22 protein-coding genes are annotated in these 22,492 nt (G+C 40.4%); 13 read left to right on the top strand and 9 right to left on the bottom strand.

Features of this window, described 5'->3' with window-relative positions; all coding sequences use genetic code 11:
• Together dnaG and rpsU are read right to left on the bottom strand one after the other, a co-directional pair.
• Entirely contained in the window at positions 1-1,785 is a 1,785-nt protein-coding gene (gene dnaG / locus INQ00_RS03715; protein WP_070868438.1) for a DNA primase, read from the bottom strand.
• Positions 1,786-1,922: 137 nt separating this feature from the next.
• The gene (rpsU, locus tag INQ00_RS03710; protein ID WP_005694732.1) at positions 1,923-2,138 is read right to left on the bottom strand and encodes a 30S ribosomal protein S21; all 216 of its coding nucleotides are present in this window, start codon (positions 2,136-2,138) and stop codon (positions 1,923-1,925) included.
• A gap of 218 nt (positions 2,139-2,356) precedes the next feature.
• On the opposite strand from rpsU, the gene tsaD reads away from it, so the two are divergent.
• The 6 genes from tsaD (at position 2,357) to INQ00_RS03680 (ending at position 6,752) form a co-directional block, all read left to right on the top strand.
• On the top strand, positions 2,357-3,385 hold the full coding sequence (tsaD, locus tag INQ00_RS03705; RefSeq protein ID WP_049373834.1) for a tRNA (adenosine(37)-N6)-threonylcarbamoyltransferase complex transferase subunit TsaD: 1,029 nt from the start codon (positions 2,357-2,359) through the stop codon (positions 3,383-3,385).
• A 9-nt stretch (positions 3,386-3,394) separates the two neighbouring features.
• Positions 3,395-3,631 carry a hypothetical protein gene (locus tag INQ00_RS03700; RefSeq protein WP_049373833.1) on the top strand — a complete coding sequence of 79 codons (237 nt, stop codon included), beginning with the start codon at positions 3,395-3,397 and terminating at the stop codon, positions 3,629-3,631.
• Complete coding sequence (locus INQ00_RS03695) at positions 3,631-4,212, top strand: thymidine kinase (protein ID WP_070868435.1); 582 nt, start codon at positions 3,631-3,633, stop codon at positions 4,210-4,212. Before INQ00_RS03700 ends, INQ00_RS03695 begins: the two co-directional genes overlap by 1 nt.
• Positions 4,213-4,248: 36 nt before the next feature.
• Positions 4,249-5,469, top strand: a complete 1,221-nt coding sequence (locus INQ00_RS03690; RefSeq protein WP_070868432.1) for an aromatic amino acid transport family protein — start codon at positions 4,249-4,251, stop codon at positions 5,467-5,469.
• A 275-nt stretch (positions 5,470-5,744) separates the two neighbouring features.
• Positions 5,745-6,131, top strand: a complete 387-nt coding sequence (locus INQ00_RS03685; protein ID WP_005694737.1) for a YgiW/YdeI family stress tolerance OB fold protein — start codon at positions 5,745-5,747, stop codon at positions 6,129-6,131.
• Between the two features lie 57 nt (positions 6,132-6,188).
• A complete protein-coding gene (locus tag INQ00_RS03680; protein ID WP_070868429.1) occupies positions 6,189-6,752 on the top strand; it encodes a hypothetical protein in 564 nt (187 codons plus the stop codon).
• A 102-nt stretch (positions 6,753-6,854) separates the two neighbouring features.
• Here the strand turns inward: INQ00_RS03680 and ligA are convergent, their stop codons facing one another.
• Positions 6,855-8,858 carry an NAD-dependent DNA ligase LigA gene (gene ligA, locus INQ00_RS03675; protein WP_197547495.1) on the bottom strand — a complete coding sequence of 668 codons (2,004 nt, stop codon included), beginning with the start codon at positions 8,856-8,858 and terminating at the stop codon, positions 6,855-6,857.
• A gap of 81 nt (positions 8,859-8,939) precedes the next feature.
• Entirely contained in the window at positions 8,940-9,974 is a 1,035-nt protein-coding gene (zipA, locus tag INQ00_RS03670; RefSeq protein WP_197547331.1) for a cell division protein ZipA, read from the bottom strand.
• 170 nt (positions 9,975-10,144) lie between these two features.
• Here zipA and cysZ point away from each other — a divergent pair, with 170 nt between their 5' ends.
• The 5 genes from cysZ to INQ00_RS03645 all read left to right on the top strand — a co-directional run bounded on the left by cysZ (position 10,145) and on the right by INQ00_RS03645 (position 14,343).
• Positions 10,145-10,990 (top strand): sulfate transporter CysZ, encoded by an 846-nt coding sequence (gene cysZ / locus INQ00_RS03665; RefSeq protein ID WP_054420344.1) that lies wholly within the window; start codon positions 10,145-10,147, stop codon positions 10,988-10,990.
• 100 nt (positions 10,991-11,090) lie between these two features.
• The gene (gene cysK / locus INQ00_RS03660) at positions 11,091-12,041 is read left to right on the top strand and encodes a cysteine synthase A (protein ID WP_197547330.1); all 951 of its coding nucleotides are present in this window, start codon (positions 11,091-11,093) and stop codon (positions 12,039-12,041) included.
• A gap of 48 nt (positions 12,042-12,089) precedes the next feature.
• Positions 12,090-12,863 (top strand): amino acid ABC transporter substrate-binding protein, encoded by a 774-nt coding sequence (locus INQ00_RS03655; RefSeq protein WP_049362446.1) that lies wholly within the window; start codon positions 12,090-12,092, stop codon positions 12,861-12,863.
• The gene (locus INQ00_RS03650) at positions 12,847-13,563 is read left to right on the top strand and encodes an amino acid ABC transporter permease (RefSeq protein WP_197547329.1); all 717 of its coding nucleotides are present in this window, start codon (positions 12,847-12,849) and stop codon (positions 13,561-13,563) included. The genes INQ00_RS03655 and INQ00_RS03650 overlap by 17 nt, the downstream gene beginning before the upstream one ends.
• 9 nt (positions 13,564-13,572) lie before the next feature.
• Complete coding sequence (locus INQ00_RS03645) at positions 13,573-14,343, top strand: amino acid ABC transporter ATP-binding protein (RefSeq protein ID WP_197547328.1); 771 nt, start codon at positions 13,573-13,575, stop codon at positions 14,341-14,343.
• A gap of 71 nt (positions 14,344-14,414) precedes the next feature.
• Here the strand turns inward: INQ00_RS03645 and INQ00_RS03640 are convergent, their stop codons facing one another.
• A complete protein-coding gene (locus tag INQ00_RS03640) occupies positions 14,415-15,158 on the bottom strand; it encodes an MIP/aquaporin family protein (protein WP_197547327.1) in 744 nt (247 codons plus the stop codon).
• Between the two features lie 372 nt (positions 15,159-15,530).
• Between INQ00_RS03640 and glpK the strand changes: the two genes are divergently transcribed.
• Complete coding sequence (gene glpK, locus INQ00_RS03635; protein WP_197547326.1) at positions 15,531-17,042, top strand: glycerol kinase GlpK; 1,512 nt, start codon at positions 15,531-15,533, stop codon at positions 17,040-17,042.
• Positions 17,043-17,116: 74 nt separating this feature from the next.
• Here the strand turns inward: glpK and INQ00_RS03630 are convergent, their stop codons facing one another.
• The 3 genes from INQ00_RS03630 to INQ00_RS03620 form a co-directional block, all read right to left on the bottom strand.
• On the bottom strand, positions 17,117-18,061 hold the full coding sequence (locus INQ00_RS03630) for an Imm49 family immunity protein (protein ID WP_197547325.1): 945 nt from the start codon (positions 18,059-18,061) through the stop codon (positions 17,117-17,119).
• A gap of 142 nt (positions 18,062-18,203) precedes the next feature.
• A complete protein-coding gene (locus tag INQ00_RS03625; RefSeq protein ID WP_005697445.1) occupies positions 18,204-18,587 on the bottom strand; it encodes a hypothetical protein in 384 nt (127 codons plus the stop codon).
• A 102-nt stretch (positions 18,588-18,689) separates the two neighbouring features.
• Positions 18,690-21,002: a Tex family protein gene (locus INQ00_RS03620; protein WP_197547324.1), complete on the bottom strand. Its 2,313-nt coding sequence runs from the start codon at positions 21,000-21,002 to the stop codon at positions 18,690-18,692.
• Between the two features lie 106 nt (positions 21,003-21,108).
• Between INQ00_RS03620 and greB the strand changes: the two genes are divergently transcribed.
• Complete coding sequence (gene greB / locus INQ00_RS03615) at positions 21,109-21,585, top strand: transcription elongation factor GreB (RefSeq protein WP_197547323.1); 477 nt, start codon at positions 21,109-21,111, stop codon at positions 21,583-21,585.
• A gap of 63 nt (positions 21,586-21,648) precedes the next feature.
• On the opposite strand, the gene deoD is transcribed toward greB, so the two are convergent.
• Positions 21,649-22,365, bottom strand: coding sequence for a purine-nucleoside phosphorylase (gene deoD / locus INQ00_RS03610; protein WP_070592560.1), 717 nt, complete (start codon positions 22,363-22,365; stop codon positions 21,649-21,651).
• Positions 22,366-22,492: the final 127 nt, after the last annotated feature.

Raw genomic sequence — 22,492 nt, 5'->3', positions numbered from 1 at the left:
TTATGACGGATTAACTAACTGTTTTTTCTGCTCTTCTTTTCCCTTGAGCAAATTCACTAAAATTGCTCGCTCTTGATCAGTTAATCCTTCCGCCCTTTCTTTTGCAATCAGCATTTCAATGTCACGCTCAATCGCTTGAATATTCAATCGACGATAGTTTTGAGAGAATGCATTAATGATTTCTAAGTCATCTAATAGATGATCCCAAGAGGCTAATATTTCAAGGGGCTTACTGAATTCTGTATCACGAAAATATTCTAAAATTTGCCCTGTTGTAATGCCTTCTCGTTCACGGCAAAGTGCGGTCAATTTTTCGAGCAATTCGTAACCGGCCTCATGCTTTAAGGCTTGTAAACCCACATCCGAAATGCGATTTACTAACTGTGAATTCTGTAATAACAGCGAAATCACCACACGCATTGGTGTTTTCTTAATGGTTTTTTGTGGCGTTTTAGGTTTGGGTTCAGCCTTATCTATTTGATTTGGTATTAAGCTTTCAAGCTGTGATTGATCAAAGATCCCAAGCTTTTGCGCCAACATATTCCGCAATGAAAGACGAAGCATATCACCAGGGATTTGACGAATTAAAGGCGCCGCGAGTGCGACTAATTTGCCTCGCCCTTCTTGTGTCGAAAAATCCACCTGTGGACTTAAATGCGCAAATAAAAATTCTGTGAGAGACTGGGCTTGATCAATATATTCTTCAAACTTTTCTTTACCATATTGACGAATATAAGTATCCGGGTCTTCTCCATCTGGTAGGAAAATAAACTTGATTTGTCGTCCATCTTCCAGATAAGGCAAAGCGTTTTCAAGTGCGCGCCAAGCGGCATCACGCCCTGCTCTATCGCCATCGTAGCAGCAAATGACTTGCTCTGTTGAACGGAACAATAATTGAATTTGCTCCGAAGTCGTCGATGTACCAAGAGAAGCCACCGCATAATTCACACCAAATTGCGCTAATGCCACCACATCCATGTAGCCTTCAACCACCAGTAATTTTTCTGGTTCATCATTGATTTGTAAGGCTTCATACAAGCCATAAAGTTCATTGCCTTTATGGTACGTAATGGTTTCGGGGGAGTTCAAATACTTAGGTTTTTCATCCGTTAAAACACGTCCACCAAAGGCGACTGTTCGACCACGCTTATCCCGAATTGGAAACATAATACGATTACGGAATTTATCGTACACATTGCCACGATCGTTTCGAGAAAGCATACCTAAATCAAGCAACTTTTTCTGTTCTTCTCGATTTTTGCCGAATTGACGCAACACCGTATCCATCGCATTAGGTACATAACCAATTTGAAAACGAGCAATAATTTCTGGCGATAAACCACGTTGCTGAAGATAGCTTTGAGCAGGAATATTTAGCGGAAGTTGCGCTTGATAAAATGACGCAATTTCTTGCATCAAATCGTATAAATTACGTTTTGTCTGATAGCTCACATCCGGTTTATTGCCAAATTGGTTTGGGCGTTTTTCATAAGGCACTTCAAGCCCAGCCGAAGCAGCAAGTTCTTCAACGGCTTCAACAAATTCTAATTTGTCATAATCCATTAAAAATGAAATCGCATTGCCTTTCGCGCCACAACCAAAGCAATAATAGAATTGTTTTTTTTCACTTACTGTGAAGGAGGGTGTTTTTTCGTGATGAAACGGACAGCAAGCTTGATAATCTCGTCCCGCTTTTTTGAGTTTCACGCGTGCATTAATCACATCGACAATATTCGATTTTGTGAGCAGATCATCAATAAATTGGCGTGGAATTGAGCCTTTCATTGCCTTGCCTCCTTGAATACGATGCGAAAGTGCGGTTGATTTTGCGTGACTTTTTTTCGATGAGTTTAAAGCAACAAAACCGTGATACCCAAAAGGTTTCACGGTTTGTCTTAACTCGAGTTAGAAAATACTACAAATTAGTATAAACGGGTATTGCGCGCGTTTTCGCGAGCGTTACGTTTAGCGTGACGTTTAGCAAGCGTTGCTTTTTCACGTTTACGGATTGTAGTTGGTTTTTCATAGAATTCACGAGCGCGAACTTCTGCTAAAATACCAGCTTTTTCGCAAGAGCGTTTGAAACGACGTAAAGCTACGTCGAATGATTCGTTTTCACGTACTTTAATTACAGGCATAAGCCAATCACCTCAATGAGTTTAATTTAATTGCAATTTTAAATTTTTATTACTGCCGAATGAACGGCAAATTCAATAAAGGACGCAATTCTAATCGATCTTCCCTGCAAAAGCAAAGGAAAGATCGCCTATTTGCTGAAAATTTGGCGTTTGAACTGGTTTAAGCGGGCTAAACAAGGTAAAATCTTTGCCAATTTTTTTAATAAAATGAGAAGAAAATGCGTATTTTAGGAATCGAAACCTCCTGTGATGAAACAGGTGTCGCGATTTATGATGAAGATAAAGGCCTAATTGCCAATCAGCTTTACACGCAAATTGCCTTACATGCGGATTACGGCGGTGTGGTACCAGAGCTAGCTTCCCGCGATCACATTCGTAAAACGGCGCCATTGATTAAAGCCGCATTAGAAGAAGCCAATTTAACTGCTGATCAAATTGATGGTATCGCCTATACAAGTGGTCCTGGTTTAGTCGGCGCATTATTAGTCGGCGCAACGATCGCGCGTTCACTGGCTTATGCCTGGAATGTGCCCGCTATTGGCATACATCACATGGAAGGCCATCTACTTGCGCCAATGCTTGATGAAAATCGACCGCACTTTCCATTTATTGCTCTCTTAGTTTCAGGTGGACACACCCAATTAGTGCGTGTTGATGGCGTAGGAAAATATGAAGTCATTGGCGAATCCATTGACGATGCGGCAGGCGAGGCCTTTGATAAAACCGCGAAATTATTAGGGTTAGATTATCCTGGCGGTGCGGCACTTTCACGTTTAGCCGAAAAAGGATCAAAAGATCGCTTTGTGTTCCCTCGACCAATGACGGATCGACCTGGTCTTGATTTTAGCTTTTCAGGTTTAAAAACATCAGCGGCTAATACGATTAATCAAGCGATCAAACAAGAAGGCGAATTAACTGAACAAACCAAAGCGGATATCGCCTTTGCCTTCCAAGATTCTGTCGTCGACACACTTGCAATTAAATGTAAACGCGCCTTAAAAGAAACGGGCTACAAACGCTTAGTGATTGCTGGTGGGGTGAGTGCAAACAAAAAATTACGTGAAACCCTTGGCACCATGATGAAAAATCTCGGTGGAGAAGTATTTTATCCGCAACCTCAATTTTGTACTGATAATGGCGCCATGATTGCCTATACGGGCTTTTTACGCTTAAAACAAGGTCAGCATAGCGATCTCGCGATTGATGTAAAACCACGTTGGGCGATGGCCGAACTCCCTGCAATTTAAGGAAAAAATATGGAAAATATAATTAAAGTGAGAGCCATGCGTGCAGCTGGTATTGCTTGTTTTTTAGTGCTTGCGATTATTGGTGCATGGATTTTTACCACGCCAAGCAGTGATATTGTTGATGCTCTTGCTGAAGCAGGAAAAATGGTGGGCGGCGGTGCCACTTACGGGACATTTATGCTCGCAGCCTGTCCACCTGTTGCAGGATTCATTGCCTATTATTTCTGGAAATGGGTGATTAAATAATGGCAAAACTCTATTTTTACTACTCTACGATGAATGCGGGTAAATCAACCACATTGTTACAGTCTTCCTATAACTATCGTGAACGCAATATGAACACCATGGTTTATACGGCAGCGATTGATGATCGTTTTGGCGCAGGCAAAGTCACGTCACGTATTGGTATTCACGAAGACGCGAATTTATTTACATCGACGAGTGACCTTTTTGCCGAAGTGAGTCAACGTTTACAACAAGAAAACATTCATTGTGTTTTGGTTGACGAAGCCCAGTTTTTAACGAAACAACAAGTGTATCAGCTAAGCGATGTCGTAGATAAACTGAAGATTCCAGTGCTTTGTTATGGCTTACGCACCGACTTCCAAGCAGAGCTATTTGAAGGCAGTAAGTATTTACTTGCTTGGGCAGATCAACTAGAAGAATTAAAAACAATCTGTTATTGTGGGCGTAAAGCCAATTTCGTTTTGCGTTTAAATGAACAAGGTGAAGTCATTAAGGAAGGGGAACAAATCCAAATTGGTGGAAATGACTCTTATCTTTCGGTTTGCCGCTATCATTACAAAGAAAAGTGCGGTCAGCTTTAACCTCATTTTTCAATTTTATACTCGGAGGACAATTTTATGCTAAAGAACAAAACATTCGGCAGTGCCTTAATCATTGCAGGCACGACCATCGGAGCCGGGATGCTCGCGATGCCATTAACCTCTGCCGGAATTGGTTTTGGTTATACCGTTTTATTACTAGTCGGCTTATGGGCGCTTTTGGTTTACAGCGGTTTACTTTTTGTTGAAGTGTATCAAACAGCCGATCGCCTGAATGATGGCGTAGCGACTCTCGCTGAAAAATACTTCGGCATCACAGGGCGTGTCTTAGCCACTTTTAGCTTGCTCATTTTACTTTACGCCCTTTCTGCGGCCTACATCACCGGGGGCGGCTCACTATTATCAGGCTTACCAACGGCTTTTGGCTTTGAAAGTCTTTCCTCCGAACTTTCAATCATTTTATTTACTGTCGTACTCGGTGCCTTTGTGGTTGTGGGTACAAAAGGCGTTGATGGCGCCACTCGTATTCTGTTTATCGGCAAATTAATCGCCTTTGCTTTTGTTTTATTTATGATGTTACCAAAAGTGTCTGTCGATAACCTGATGGCCTTGCCTTTAGATTATGCTTTCGTGATCTCTGCGGCACCTATCTTCTTTACCTCTTTTGGCTTCCACATCATCATGGGTAGCGTGAATAGCTATTTAGATGGTAGTGTCACTCAATTCCGTAAAGCCATTTTAATCGGTACAGCCATTCCTCTTGTGGCTTATTTGGTATGGCAATTAGCGACTCACGGTGTATTAAGTCAAAATGAATTTGTGCAATTGCTCCAAGCAGATCCAACACTTAACGGTTTAGTCAATGCCACACGTCAAATCACCAACTCCCACATCATGGGCGAAATCGTGCGTGTGTTCTCTGCACTTGCATTAATCACCTCTTTCCTCGGTGTGATGCTAGGCGTGTTTGAAGGTTTAGGCGATTTATTTAAACGTTACAAATTGCCACACAACCGTTTAACGCTTACCATTGCAGCCTTTACGCCACCACTTGCATTTGCCTTGTATTATCCTGAAGGCTTTATCGCTGCATTAAGCTATGCGGGTTTACTCTGTGCGTTCTACTGCTTGATTTTACCTATTGGACTAGCATGGAAAACACGTCAAGCAAATCCAAATCTGCCTTATCGTGTAATCGGTGGTAATGTGACTTTAGTGATTGCATTAGTTATTGGTGTAGCGATTATGATCGTGCCATTCTTAATTCAAGCAGGCTATTTACCTGCAGTAGCAGGCTAAAGTGCGGTAGATTTCCAAGGCATTTTTCTCATAAAAGTAGGGCTTAAACGCCCTATTTTTTTATTTTCAAAAAATTTTCATTTTTTTACCTCTCTTAATCTTTCCTTAAGATTCTCTTGTTTAAATACACTCATCGAAAGGCAAACAATCCAATCGATAAATAAATCTGAAAAATGTTAATCACTTAAGAAAAGATTAAGATTTGAATGATTTAATACATCTGAAAGCAAAGCTTTCAACTTACTTTATGATTATCTTATTTAGGAGAACAAACTATGAAAAAATTACTTACTGTTGCAGCTATCGCATTATCTTCTGTTGCCGTATATAACACCGCAATAGCACAAGGATTTAATGATGGTCACAAGCACAACACCCAACAAGGTTTTGTCGATGAAAGTGTTATTGTAAAAACCGTTGATGATGCATTAAATGCCAATGATGACACTCCAGTTCGTTTAGACGGACAAATTGTAAAACAAATTGGTAAAAAGGATTTCTTATTTAAAGACGCAAGTGGAAAAGAAATTCAAATTGAAGTCAGCAAAAAAGCATGGAATGGTGAAACGATAGCACCTCAAGATAACATTCAAATTATCGGTAAAGTCGATAAAGAATGGAATAAAACAGAAGTGGATGTAAAACAAATCATCAAAAAATAAGTAACAAAATGACCGCACTTTTCTTAAGTGCGGTTAAAAATCCCAAAGGAGAAGAAAATGGAAAACGTACAAACAATGTCAGATCTTATGCAGCAAATTCAACAACGAATTTATTCAATAAAAGCCTCTGCCATGCAGCAACAAACAGAAATGAAACAGTCATTAAATGAATGTATTGAGCAAAGTGAAGCCATTCAAAATCAATTAGTTCAAAGCCAACAGCAATTAACATCACAATTGGAATACGGCACGGCAGTATTAATTGAACTGGAACAAGGGTTACAGCTAGATTTCAGTACAGAAATCGCCGAATTTGAACAGTTGTGTCAAAATGAAACCGCCGATACGACAGAATTAACGCAACGATTGGAACAGCATGTACAGGAAAAAATCACGTTCCAATTAAACGAATTAAAAGCCAAAACAGGTATAGCCTTACAAGAGATTGGTCAGGTGACACTCCATATTAAGCAGTTATTTGGGGCAGAAAAAAGTGCTAAAGTGAAAGGGTTGGCAAAATTAAAACAACGTTTATATAAACGTTTTGGTAAACAGATTATTGCTTCAAAAGAATGCTTGGCAAAACAACTGGAACGCGGAGCCAGTAAATTAAGAGCTTAAAATGTCCGCTATCGTTTATTAAGAAGAAAAGTTAAACCGCACTTAATCTTGAGATGAGATGAAGTGCGGTCATTTTTTTAGTTTTTTTTTCGATTGAGACGGTTAAATCTGAGCCAAAAATTCTTCTTCCGTTAAAACGGTAACACCTAATTCTTGTGCTTTTGTGAGCTTAGAACCCGCCGCATCACCGGCAATCACAAAATCTGTTTTTGCTGAAACCGAGCCGCTCACTTTCGCGCCCATGTCTTGTAATAAGGCTTTAGCTTCATTACGTCCCATTTGAGTTAAGGTTCCGGTTAATACAACCGTTTTGCCTTTAAAGCGGTTTTCTGTCACTTCTTTGGTTTCCACGGTTTCCCAATGTACGCCTTGAGCGATTAAATCATTCACCACCGCGACATTATGTGGTTCATGCCAAAATGCTAAAATACGATTAGCTACCACTTCGCCCACATCAGGCACTTGCTGTAAGGCTTCTAAATCTGCATTTTGCAAGGCTTCCAGGGTTTTAAAATGATTCGCTAAATTCAATGCCGTTGCTTCACCCACTTCACGAATTCCTAAAGCAAAAATAAAGCGTGCTAACGTCGTATTTTTTGCTTTTTCAAGGCTCGCTAAGGCATTTTCAGCTGATTTTGTACCCATTCTTTCCAAGCAAGTCAGCGTGGTTAAATCTAACTTAAATAAATCAGCTGGCGTATGAATTAATTCACGATCCACCAACTGTTCGATTAATTTACCCCCTACCCCATCAATATCCATAGCTTTACGAGAAACGAAATGTTTAAGCGCTTCTTTACGCTGTGCTGCACAGAACAAACCGCCTGTACAACGTGCTACCGCTTCGCCTTCAATACGAACAATTGCTGAATCACATACAGGACAAGTCTCAGGGAAAACAATCGGTCTCGCATCTGCTGGGCGACGGTCGTGTAATACGCCAATAATTTGTGGGATCACATCTCCCGCACGACGAATCACTACCGTATCGCCAATGGCAATATCCAAGCGTTCAATTTCATCACCATTATGCAATGTGGCATTACTTACCGTTACCCCTGCCACGAATACCGGTTCTAATTTGGCTACTGGAGTAATTGCCCCCGTTCTGCCCACTTGGAATTCTACATCATTTAGGCGAGTTAATTCTTCTTGTGCAGGGAATTTATAAGCAATCGCCCAACGTGGCGCTTTGGAAATAAAACCTAATTTCTCTTGTAACGCAATATCATTGATTTTCAACACGGTACCATCAATATCGTAGCCAAGAGCACTGCGTTTATTTTGAATATCACGATAAAAATCCAACACTTCATCTGTGCCGTTACATAAACGGATTTCTGGGTTTACTGGAATCCCAATAGACTTCAACCATTGCAGACGATCATAATGCGTATTCGGCAAATCTACCCCTTCTGCAATACCAATACCATAAGCATTCAATACCAATGGACGCTTACTCGTAATTTTTGGATCGAGCTGGCGCAACGAACCTGCTGCGGCATTACGTGGGTTAGCAAAGGTTTTCTCGCCTTTCTCTAAAGCCTGTTGATTTAAACGCTCAAAGCCTTCATGTGGCATAAACACTTCACCACGCACTTCTAAACGTGCAGGTGGATTGACCATTAAAAGTTGCAAGGGAATATTTCGAATCGTACGAATATTCGCGGTAATATCCTCCCCTGTTGTCCCATCACCACGGGTTGCGGCTTGAGTCAGTACGCCATTCACATACAAAATACTCACCGCTAAACCATCTAACTTAGGTTCACAGCAGAAAGTAAGAGGTTCAGGCAAACGAATAAGCCGATCTTCAATACGTTTTACGAATGCATAAAATTCCTCGTCTGAGAAAGCATTATCCAAAGAAAGCATTGGAATTTCATGACGAATCTGAGCAAAGCCTGACAGCGGTTTGGCGCCCACACGTTGAGTAGGTGAATCTGTCGTAATGAGTTCCGGATGAGCGGCTTCTAAGGCTTTAAGTTGATGAAATAAACGGTCATATTCCGCGTCAGGAATAGTTGGGTTATCCAATACATGATATTCATATTCATAACGACGAAGATCCTGACGTAATGTATCAATTTGTTGCTGAAGGCTCATAATGTTCTCTAACGGTTTACTCATTGAATTAAAAGGGCGAACCATCGGCTCGCCCAAAGTGCGGTTATTTTTTCGTGCGTTTTATGCGATGCGAGATAAATAATCTTGCTCAGCTACATCATCAAAAATCTCTTGCTGATCAGTCAATACCACACCACCTAAATCTTCTGCGATGGTTTTCGCTGCGCGAATCATCATACGTAAGTTAGCCAAATTATTACCTGGAGATGGCAACTGCATAAAGAGCACTACACCCATGGTTGAAAACTCGGCCATATTGTAATAATCAAACGTACCTGGTTGTTCAATGTTTGCCACGCTAAATAACACCGGGCTTGCCACACTTAAATCAAAATGGCGGTGATACATTTGACGCTCGCCAAAAATGAAACCGAGGTTTTCTAAAGATTGAGATAATTGTGGACCATAGAATTCACGATTTTGATTTGAAATCACATAAAGTTGAACAAAACCCGTGGTTTGTTTTGGTTTTTCAACCTCTACCGGTTCGTGGTAGTTAAAATGCACGTTCTCATGAACAGGTTCTTGAGTTGGATTTAATGACATCTCAGCTAATTGCTCACGCAGTTCAGGCGAGGAAGAATTCACACCGTCAAAATCATTGCTTTGTGCTTCTAGTTCTTCGATTGTCATTTCTGCTACACTTGGTTTCGGCTGTACATTCGTTTCAGGATAAACCACTGGCTCAGTTTTTGGCGCAGGAGCAGGTTGCGTTGTATTCATCTCATAAACCGGCTGATTTGGTAAGGAGATTTTAATATCGTCCACGCTTTTTTCTATTTGACGCGCATCCACTTGAACGCGCTGCTCATCAAAATTAAATTGCTGTTGGCTTGTCGCCTGCGGTGCTACTTTAGGTTGAACATGCTGTTGTACAGGCTGCGCCGCTTGAGCACGATGTGTTAAACGAATATCCGCATTAGGATCAGCAGCTTGCGAAAAAGGATTGACCTCACCGTTTTTAGAAGTGCGGTTAAATGTGTTCGCGCTTTTAAAATATTTTGATTTCTCACGGCGATTTGACCATAATCCGTGTACCACTAAGGCAATTAAAGCAATTACCCCTAAAATAATCAAAATGGTATTTAAGTCCATTTTTGTTGCTCCTTAACGCAATGATTTTTGCTAATCCTATCACATTTCCACAGGTGAAAAAATAGGAAAGCAAACAAGAGATTAAAAGGGATGAGATGGAATTTTTCTCAAAAAATATTGTCTTTCTGTGATATTTTGTATTTTTTACTTTTCAATTTAAAGGAACAATGATGATCGATCAAAATGAAATAAAATCTGCTTTCAATCATTTCGTAATGGGTTGGCATTTTATTACGCAAAAAGGCCTACGCCGTTTTGTGATTATGCCAATTTTACTTAACGTCGTTCTACTTACAGGCTTATTCTGGCTATTCGTTTCACAAATCTCCACGATGATTGACTGGGTGATGAGCTTTATTCCAGATTGGCTAAGCTTTTTAAGCGTGATTTTGCTTGTGTTGTCTATTGGCTCAATTCTCTTATTTTTCTATTTTGCCTTTACAACACTTTCAGGCTTTATTGCCGCACCGTTTAATGGATTGTTAGCAGAAAAAGTTGAAAAAATGCTGACTGGAGAAGCCGTTAACGATGATGGTTTTGCCGAAATTATGAAAGATGTGCCACGTATGCTAAATCGTGAATGGCAAAAACTATGGTACAGCTTACCGAAATTTGTAGGCTTGTTCTTATTAAGTTTTATCCCTGTTATCGGACAAACCATTATTCCTGTGCTGACATTCTTATTTACCTGTTGGATGATGGCAATTCAATATTGTGACTATCCGTTTGATAACCACAAGATTTCCTTTGGCATCATGAAAAATGCATTAGGCGAAAGACGCACACAAAGCCTGACATTTGGAGCATTAATCACCCTTTGTACCGCATTACCGATTGTGAATTTAGTCGTTATTCCCGTTGCAGTCTGTGGTGCGACCGTAATGTGGGTGGAAAATTATCGCTCACAATTAAAATTTGATATGAATTTTGACCGCACTTCAGGTTCAACACAAATTGTGACACGCTCCACAAGTACGGAAATTAAGCCTTCGGGAAACAGCATCGTGAATAAATAGCATTTAGTTATAAAATATAGCTATTAACTATTTTTTGAATTTAAAAGCTGGTGTTATAACTATTGCATCAAATAATTCCCAAATATAAAAGGACAGTAAGATGACAATTTATGCAGATAACTCATACTCAATCGGTAATACGCCATTAGTTCGTTTAAAACATTTCGGACACAATGGTAACGTTGTTGTAAAAATTGAAGGTCGTAACCCAAGCTTTAGCGTGAAATGCCGTATTGGTGCCAACATGATTTGGCAAGCGGAAAAAGACGGTATTTTAACAGCGGGTAAAGAAATTGTAGATGCAACCAGCGGTAACACCGGTATTGCTTTAGCTTATGTAGCAGCTGCGCGCGGTTACAAAATCACCTTAACCATGCCTGAAACCATGAGTCTTGAACGTAAACGTTTATTACGTGGTTTAGGCGTGAATCTTGTGCTCACTGAAGGCTCAAAAGGGATGAAAGGTGCGATCGCTAAAGCAGAAGAAATTGTGGCGTCTAATCCAAATCATTATGTGATGCTAAAACAATTTGAAAACCCGGCTAACCCAGACATCCACCGTCAAACTACCGGTGAAGAAATCTGGAAAGATACGGAAGGTAAAGTCGATGTGGTGGTTGCAGGTGTGGGTACCGGCGGTACAATTACCGGTATTTCTCGTGCAATCAAATTAGATCACGGTAAAAAAATTACTTCTGTAGCGGTTGAACCCACAGAATCGCCTGTTATCAGTCAAACCCTTGCTGGCCAAGAAGTGAAACCAGGTCCACACAAAATTCAAGGTATCGGTGCTGGCTTCATTCCGAAAAACTTAGATTTATCATTAATTGATCGCGTGGAAACTGTAGATAGCGATACTGCAATTGCGACCGCTCGTCGCTTAATGGCTGAAGAAGGTATTCTTGCGGGTATTTCTTCTGGTGCGGCTGTGGCAGCGGCTGACCGCTTAGCAAAACTACCAGAATTCCAAGATAAATTAATCGTCGTGATCTTACCTTCTGCATCAGAACGTTATTTAAGTACGGCGTTATTTGAAGGAATTGAGGCTTAGTGATTAAGCCTCGCTATTTCACTTTTAGATGTAAATAAAGGAACACTTATGAAAAAATCATTTTTTAGTACCGCACTTTTAGCAGCAGGATTAGCCCTTTCTACTTTTGCTAACGCCGGTGAAATTGCTGATCGCGTTGAACAAACTAAAACCTTATTAGTCGGTACTGAGGGCACTTACGCACCATTTACTTTCCACGACAAAGATGGCAAGTTAACTGGTTTTGATGTGGAAATTATCGAAAAAGTTGCGCAAAAATTAGGTTGGAAAGTCGAATTTAAAGAAACCGCTTGGGATGGCATGTATGCAGGTTTGAACGCTAAACGCTTTGATGTTATTGCGAACCAAACTAATCCAAGCCCAGAACGTTTAAAAAAATATGATTACAGTGCACCTTATAACTACTCTGCTGGCGTAATCGTGACTAAAGCCGATAACGATAGCATTAAATCATTCCCAGATTTAAAAGGTAAAAAATCAGCACAATCTGCAACTAGTAACTGGAGCAAAGATGCGCGTGATAATGGTGCAATCATCGTGACTGTAGATAGCTTGGCTCAAAACCTTGAGGCGGTAAAACAAGGTCGTGTTGATGCAACAGTAAACGATAAGCTTGCAGTATTAGATTACTTCAAAAAACAACCTAACTCAGGCTTAAAAATTGCTGTAGAAAGTGATAAAAAAATCCCAACTGGTTTTGCTTTCTTGAAAGGTGAAGAACCGCTTATTGCAAAAGTGAACCAAGCACTTGAAGAACTACGCAAAGACGGAACTTTAAAACAAATTTCAATCAAATGGTTTGGTGATGACATTACTCAATAATTGGTTAGCAAGCCTTCCATTTATGACCACAGAACGAGCTGATTATGTAATCAGCTCGTTTTGGCCTATGATGGAAGGGGCAATTTTATATACGATTCCCCTGGCGGTCATTTCCTTCTTTTGCGGTTTATTCATTGCGGTTATCGTGGCTGTGATTTGCACACTACCGCATCCCAATTTAATGACCAAAATTCTGCAGGGCATTTGCCGCACTTATATTTCAATTATTCGTGGCACGCCAATGTTGGTGCAGATCTTCATTATTTTCTACGGTTTACCTGAAGTTGGCATCAAACTGGAGCCTTTCCCAACTGCAATTATTGCATTCTCCATTAATATTGGTGCTTATGCAGCAGAAACAGTGAGAGCCTCTATTCTTGCTATTCCTAAAGGTCAATGGGAAGCCTCTTATGCAATAGGCATGAATTACACACAAGCTTTCGTGCGTACCATTATGCCGCAAGCTTTACGTATTTCCGTCCCTTCGCTATCAAACACATTCATTAGCACAGTGAAAGATACGTCTCTTGCTTCACTCGTTTGGATCGCTGAATTATTCCGTGTGGCGCAAAACATCACAGCTGAAAACTACGAATTTATTTTAATTTATAGTGAAGCGGCTCTCATTTATTGGGTATTCTGTTTTGTGCTGTCGATGGGACAAACCCGTCTAGAAAAACACCTTTCTCGCCATTTATAAGGACTGGTTATGTTAAAAGTCACGAATATTCAGAAAAGTTTTAATGGCCACCATGTATTAAAAGGCATTGATTTTGAAATTAATAAAGGTGAAGTTGTTGCCATTCTAGGTCCGTCAGGTTCAGGCAAAACGACCTTTTTACGCTGTTTAAATTTACTCGAACGCCCGGAAAAAGGGGTATTAGCATTTACTGATGGAAGCTTAACTATTGATTTCGGCAAAAAGATCAGTAAATCCGATGAACTAAAATTGCGTCGACGTTCCTCAATGGTGTTCCAACAATACAATCTATTTCCCCATCGCACTGCACTCGAAAATGTGATGGAGGGCATGGTGGTTGTGCAAAAACAACCGAAAGAGACTGCACGTGAAAAAGCCTTAGCATTATTGGAAAAAGTTGGTTTAAAAGCAAAAGCGGATTTATATCCCTCTCAACTGTCTGGTGGTCAACAGCAACGTGTCGGGATCGCCCGAGCTTTAGCTGTTAAACCCGATATTATCTTGTTAGATGAGCCCACTTCTGCTCTCGACCCAGAACTTGTTGGTGAAGTGTTACAGGCACTCAAAATGCTCGCACAAGAAGGTTGGACTATGATTATCGTCACCCATGAGTTGAACTTTGCCAAAGACGTAGCAGATCGCGTGATTCTTATGGAAAATGGTCAAGTTGTTGAACAAAATACAGCGGCAAACTTCTTCAGCCGCCCTCAACAAGAACGTACAAAGCAGTTCTTATTGCAAGCTAAAATGCCTGCAGGATTAAACGATTATTGTATTTAATCCCGGATTAAATATAAAAAGAGCAGTCAAAAAATATCATGAATTTTGACTGCTCTTTCTATTTGAATAAATTACATAATAGCATTATAGAATACTGCTGCTAAAGCCGCACCGATGAATGGCCCCACAACTGGAACCCAACTGTATCCCCAGTCAGCTTTAGTTTTTAATGTACCACCAAGGAAGAGACCTAAGGTTAAGCGTGGACCAAGATCTCGAGCTGGGTTGATCGCATAACCGGTTGTGCCACCTAAGCTCAAACCAATTGCCCAAACTAGAATCGCTACTGGTAATGCTCCGATAGAGCCTAAACCAATTGGCGTGCTCTCTGCCGTGCCAGGTAAAGTGATGTTTGCCCCTGCAAGATAGAAAATTACGAAGACAAGTACGAAGGTGCCAACGATTTCGTTCACTAAGTTGATTGGATAGTTACGAATTGCTGGTTCAGTACAGAAACAAGCGCGTTTTAAGCCCTCTTCTTCGGTCGCTGCAAAGTGATCTTTATACATAATGTAAACCAACAACGCACCTACCATGCCGCCCACTACTTGTGCCGCGATGTAGCCTGGTACCAATTCCCAAGCAAATGCGCCTTTCATTGCCACACCAAGTGTTACCGCAGGATTTAAGTGTGCCCCACTGTAAGGACCTGTCACAACAACGGCCACATACACCGCAAATGCCCACGCGGTAGTAATCACAATCCAACCAGAACTTTGCCCTTTCGTTTTATTTAAACATACGTTGGCTACCACACCGTTACCTAACAGGATTAAGAGTGCTGTGCCAAAAAATTCTGCAAAATAGACATTCATAAGAGAATCTCCAAATAATGATTAACTTAATGATTTCATTAAAGAAATCTTGATTTGCAATTCGTTTCGTTGTTTGATCAAATATTGAGATACTCAAAGTGAGTGGCGCCATTATCTAGTTTTAACCAATTAATTCAATAGATAAAATCGATCTATTTTCTAAAAATGCGACAAAGATCACATTATTTTGTGCGTTAACGCAATCGTTTACATATTTTAATAAAAAAATCTGTGACCCCCATCACAAAACCAAACATTGCTTATTCCAATTAAGTTCGAATTCAATTAAGTTAGGCTCGCAATTTGTTCGTTTAAGCTCAAAATTTCTTCATTCATTTAATGAGAGTGCCAAGCACTCTAAGGAATAGAACCATGACAGACAAAAAATACATCATCGCTTTGGACCAAGGTACCACAAGTTCTCGTGCAGTATTATTAGATCACAATGCGAATGTTGTCGAAATCGCCCAACGTGAATTTACACAAATTTATCCACGCGCAGGCTGGGTGGAACATAATCCAATGGAAATTTGGGCAACACAAAGTTCAACATTAAACGAAGTCGTTGCAAAAGCAGGCATTACCTCTGACGAAATCGCGGCAATTGGTATTACTAACCAACGTGAAACCACCATTGTGTGGGAAAAAGAAACCGGCACACCGGTTTATAACGCGATTGTGTGGCAATGTCGTCGTACTGCAGATATTACAGACAAACTTAAAGCGGATGGTCATGAAGACTATATCCGCAACACCACAGGTTTAGTGGTGGACCCCTATTTCTCGGGTACAAAAGTGAAATGGATTTTAGACAATGTAGAAGGCGCGCGTGAAAAAGCGGAACGCGGTGAACTTCTATTTGGTACCGTAGATACCTGGCTTGTATGGAAATTAACCCAAGGCCGTGTGCACGTAACGGATTACACCAACGCATCCCGTACCATGTTATTTAACATCCATACGAAAAAATGGGATGACAAAATGTTGGAATTATTAAATATTCCACGCTCTATGCTACCTGAAGTACGCAATTCGTCCGAAGTGTATGGTCAAACCAACATCGGGGGTAAAGGCGGCGTACGTATTCCTGTTGCGGGTATTGCGGGTGACCAACAAGCGGCACTTTACGGCCATCTATGCACACGCGCAGGCCAAGCGAAAAATACCTATGGTACAGGTTGCTTTATGTTGCTTCACACCGGTGATAAAGCCATTACCTCTAAAAATGGTCTATTAACCACCATCGCTTGTAACGCTAAAGGCGAACCTGAATATGCCCTTGAAGGTTCTGTATTTATTGCTGGCGCTTCAATCCAATGGTTACGTGATGAACTCAAAATCGTTCATGATAGCCACGACTCTGAATACTTCGCACAAAAAGTCTCTGATAGCAACGGGGTATATGTTGTTCCTGCCTTTACCGGTTTAGGTGCTCCATATTGGGATCCGTATGCACGCGGTGCAATTTTCGGTCTTTCCCGTGGCTCTAACCGTAACCACATCGTACGTGCAACCCTTGAATCCATTGCTTACCAAACTCGTGATGTATTAGAAGCAATGCAATCTGACTCAGGTCAACGTTTACAATATTTACGTGTCGATGGTGGCGCAACCAACAATAACTTCTTAATGCAATTCCAAGCAGATATTTTAGATGTGAACGTAGAACGTCCAGTGGTGAAAGAAGTGACTGCACTTGGTGCGGCTTATCTTGCTGGTCTTGCCGTTGGTTTCTGGAAAGATTTAGATGAGCTTCACGACAAAGCCCGTGTAGAACGTACCTTCACACCAGATAATGATGAAGAAAAACGTGAACGTCGTTATAAAGGTTGGAAAAAAGCGGTTAAACGCTCATTAGAATGGGCAAAAGAAGACGCGGAATAATCCCTTCTAGCCAATAATAAAGTGCGGTCAAAATCGCTTGTGTTTTTGACTGCACTTTAATGCTTATTCCCGACTTATCTACCAAACAGCGAAGCCCAAAATCCTTTTTTATTTTTAACTTTCTTTTGCTTCGCTTCTTCCATTCTTTGTTTGACATAATTTACCCAAACTTGATGGGGCGCATCAAAATCAAATGATTTCATAAAATCATAAGGAATTTTATATTCTGCTAATGGATTTATATCAATCAATTCTTTTGGCGCTATAGGACTATCAATACCCAAATCAAAACCGTGGATTGCTGCGATTTTGGCATACATTAAAACTTGCGGTTGCAAGTAAAAATCAAAATGTAAAAGTGTGTCTTTTGCTGCTCGTTTAGCAAGCTTAAGTTCGAGTAATTTATCTAAAGCCTCTTTCATTCCTTTTATATTTTTATCTGCTAATGCCACATAAAATTCATGATCAGGAATGCGCTTTAAATCGCTACGGGCTTTTTTCTCATCATTTAAGAACGTGAGTGCGCGCTCTTTTAATAATTGCCAATCGCCACTTAACGCCAATAAAGTGTTCGCATTAAAAAAAGGTCTGGTATCTGTTCGTTTATAGGGAACTGAAATATCGACAATTTCATCACGATGTTTAATTAAATAATCAATTAACTTTTGATTATCTGAAAGCAAACTCATAAAAAAGAAATTTGTATTAATTCCGTTGTACGCCCATTGAAAATCATATTTAGACAGAATCCCCAAGAAACCAGCAATAGAAGCATTTTCTTTAAATCCTGAAATATTATTTTCTAATAAATACTTAGAGGCTAATGCACGATGGAAATCATTTAAATAATGAATTAAAGAAAAAACATTACCTGTAAAATTATCTATAGGAGCTAACGTTGAAAACAATTCTTTATGATTAAATTCAGTATATTCATCTACTCTAGCCAGAGTAAAATTCTTAGCTTCATCATAGGTTTTAGCAATCTCACTACCTAAAAACACTTTATATTTTTCCATCAAAACCTACTTAATTTTTATAGCTAATGCAGAAGGAACAACAGGTCCACACGCATAAATAAAAATATAAAAACATGTGTGGATTTTCAAATCTGTATACGCCGATCTTGCTTAAATATCAACCGCACTTTTATTTTATCAATTAGCTATACTGCTGCCGATACTTCTCTAAATTATCTTGAAAATGCTGAATGTAGTATTCGATATCTTTTTCTCGGTAGCCAAGAATTCGTCCGATTTCACGTTCCACTTTTGGATCAAAACCATTAACAGTGCTTGCAGGAAGTAACACTTCCATTTGTTCAGCGAGTGCAAGAGATTGAGGTAAATAGACAATAAAATCAGTTAAGCAGACATCATTAATATGACGTTGCACTGTTTTTGAATGAAGCATTCCTTGCTCAAGATAAGGGAGAAAGGCGTCAGGAATACCAAGCTCCTGATTGAATAATGCCACTTGCTTTTCGCCCCTTAACATTAATTCCAGCTCCTTGCCTTCATGCGGCCCAAGAATACCTTTTTCCATAAGAATATTCCTTTCGTTGAAATAAAAAAGGGGATTGGATGATTGACCAAATCCCCTTCATTGTACGCCTATTTGGCCACAATGTTCATCTAAATGACGAAATTATTTTTTCCAATTTTTCAACGCATCGGCAAAGGCATTACCCATCGCACTATTTCCTTTTGGATGACGATCTTGGCGAGGTGCATTACTTCTTGGTTTTGCACTTAAAGTGCGGTCAGATTTGCCGTCATTTTTGACCGCACTTTCATCTAATCGCATCGTCAACGCAATACGTTTACGCGGCACATCCACTTCCAACACTTTCACTTTCACGATATCGCCGGTTTTCACTACTTGATGTGGATCTTCTACGAATTTATCGCTTAATGATGAAATATGTACTAAACCATCTTGGTGAACACCAATATCCACAAATGCACCGAAGTTAGTCACATTGGTGACGGTACCTTCTAAAATCATACCTGGTTTTAAATCGGTAATTTCTTCCACGCCTTCTGCGAATACTGCAGTTTTAAACTCACCACGCGGATCGCGCCCTGGTTTTTCCAACTCTTTGAAAATATCTTGAACGGTTGGTAAACCAAATTGCTCATCAATAAATTGCTTAGCATCAAGTTGGCGCACCACACCCGCATTCCCCATTAAATCTTGGATAGATTGCGCGGTAGCTTGCAAGATTTTTTCGACCACAGGATAAGCTTCTGGGTGAACACCTGAAGCATCAAGTGGATTTTTCCCATCTGCAATACGCATAAAGCCTGCACATTGCTCAAAGGCTTTTGGCCCTAAACGAGGCACTTTTTTCAATTCGCTGCGGCTTTCAAAACGACCATTTTCATCACGATATTCCACAATGTTTTGCGCTAAAGTTTTCGTCATTCCAGCCACACGAGCTAATAATGGTGCAGATGCGGTATTTAAATCTACGCCTACCGCGTTTACGCAGTCTTCCACCACCGCATCAAGTTTACGCGCAAGTTGGGTTTGGTTTACATCGTGTTGATATTGCCCAACACCAATGGCTTTCGGTTCAATTTTCACTAATTCCGCCAATGGATCTTGTAAACGACGGGCGATAGAGACTGCACCACGTAAAGACACATCTAAATTCGGGAATTCATTTGCCGCAAATTCAGAAGCAGAATAAACCGATGCGCCCGCTTCACTCACCACAACAGTTTGTGGTTTATTTTCTTTGATTTCTTTAATCACCTCTTTCGCAAAACGTTCGGTTTCACGAGAAGCCGTACCGTTACCAATGGCAATTAACTCTACGTTATGTTTGCGGATTAAGCTGAAAATCGCCACTTGCGCTTCAGCTTCACGCCCCGTGTGTGGATAAATGGTGGTGGTATCTAATAATTTACCTGTGTTATCTACCACCGCGACTTTAACCCCCGTACGCAAGCCAGGGTCCAAGCCCATGGTACTTTTCGCACCAGCGGGTGCTGCCATTAAAAGTGCGGTCAGATTTCGGGCAAAAACATCAATGGCCTCTTCTTCCGCTTTTTCACGTAAACTTGCCATTAATTCCGTTTCTAAATGCAACGAAACTTTGATTTTCCATGTCCACGCAATCACTTGCTCACGCCATTTATCCGCAGGCTGACCAGTAAAACGTACATCCAAATAATCACGAATAATTTCTTCGCAATAACTTTGGCGACTTCCCTCTTCCGCATCAGGATCAGCATTTAAGTTTAATTGTAAAATACCCTCATTACGTCCGCGGAACATGGCCAATGCACGGTGAGAAGGCACATTTTTCAATAATTCTTGATGGTCGAAATAATCTTGGAATTTTGCCCCTTCCGTTTCTTTACCTTCGATCACTTTAGATACAATAACGGCATTTTTTGCTAAATAATCACGGACTTTCGCTAATAAACCCGCATCTTCAGCAAAACGCTCCATTAAAATATAGCGTGCGCCATCAAGGGCTACCTTAGTATCTGTTACGCCTTTATCAGCGTTCACAAATTCCGCGGCAGCCGTTTCAGGATCATTTTTCGGCTCATTCCAAAGTAAATCAGCCAATGGCTCAAGACCAGCTTCAATCGCAATTTGCCCTTTTGTACGACGTTTTGGTTTGTATGGCAAATACAAATCTTCTAATTCGGTTTTACTTTGTGTCGCATGGATTTTATCACGCAATTCGTCGGTCAATTTCCCTTGCTCTTCAATAGATTTCAAAATGGTTTGACGACGATCTTCTAATTCACGTAAATAAATTAAACGGGTTTCAAAATGACGAAGTTGGGTGTCATCTAAACCACCTGTGGCTTCTTTACGATAACGAGCAATAAATGGAATGGTGTTGCCATCGTCTAATAATTGAATGGCGGCGAGGATTTGTTGGGGTTGAACGGTTAATTCTGCCGCAATAATTTGGCTAATTTGTTGATTTAACATTGTCATACTTCTTTGTTATTAAAGGATTCAATAAAAACGGGAATAGAATACTGGTTTTAGACAACAGGCTCAAATATAATTCAAAAAAATTTCTTTTATTTTTATTATGGCAAAATCAAATTACATTACCCGTCAAGGCTGGCTTGCGCTTGACCAAGAACTTAAGTTTTTATGGAAAGAAGAACGCCCCAAAATTACCCAAGCGGTTTCAGATGCCGCGGCGCTTGGTGACCGCAGTGAAAACGCGGAATATATTTACGGCAAACGTCGCTTACGTGAAATTGATCGCCGCGTGCGTTTTCTTTCCAAACGATTAGAAGTGCTACAAATCGTGGATTACCATCCGAAACAAGAAGGTAAAGTATTTTTCGGTGCATGGGTTGAGCTAGAAGATGAAGAGGGAGAGGTGAAGCAATATCGCCTTGTCGGCTGCGATGAATTCGATCCTGCTAAAAACTGGATCTCCATTGATTCTCCCGTCGCGCGCGCTTTAATCGGGAAAGGCGTTGATGATGAAATCCATGTGGAAACACCCTCTGGCAAAGTGGTGCTCTATGTAAACCGAATTTGGTATGAGAAATAGTTAATCTCAAAAACAAAAGAGCGGTCAAATTGACCGCTCTTTTTATTCTATCAATCAGACAGATTATGCTTTATCACCAATTAATACAGACTCTAACGCAATTTCAATCATATCATTGAAGGTTAATTGACGTTCTTCTGCTGTAGTTTGTTCGTGTGTACGAATATGGTCTGAAACGGTACAGATACAAAGTGCTTTTGCACCATATTCTGCTGCTACACCATAGATACCCGCAGCTTCCATTTCTACGCCTAAGATGCCGTATTTTTCCATCACATCAAACATTTCGAAATCTGGCGTGTAGAATAGGTCTGCAGAGAAAATATTCCCTACGCGAACTTGCTTACCTTTTTCTTTCGCAGCTTGAACCGCTGCTTGTGCCATATCAAAATCAGCAATTGCAGCAAAATCGTTATCTTTGAAACGGATACGGTTTACTTTTGAATCAGTACATGCGCCAAGACCGATGATAACATCACGTACTTTAACGTCCATACGTACGGCACCACAAGAACCAACACGGATGATTTTTTTCACGCCGTATTCAGTAATTAATTCTTTCGCATAAATTGAGCAAGATGGGATACCCATACCGTGACCCATAATAGAGATACGACGACCTTTATAAGTACCGGTATAACCCAACATATTGCGAACATTGGTCACTTCTTTCGCATCTTCTAAGAATGTCTCTGCAATGTATTTTGCACGAAGCGGATCGCCTGGCATTAATACAACATCTGCAAATGCGCCTTCAGGAGCGTTAATATGTGGAGTCATTGTTTTTTCCTCTTGTTGATAAATAAAAAGTCATTTAAGCAAACGTTTTCGCTTGCTTTAAAGTACAACACCACGAATGATTCGTGGTGTTGAGAGATAAAGTGCGGTCAAAATTCACCACATTTTA

This window comes from Haemophilus parainfluenzae (assembly GCF_014931275.1).
Taxonomy (GTDB): domain Bacteria; phylum Pseudomonadota; class Gammaproteobacteria; order Enterobacterales; family Pasteurellaceae; genus Haemophilus_D.
This window is presented reverse-complemented; position numbering and strand designations above follow the sequence as displayed.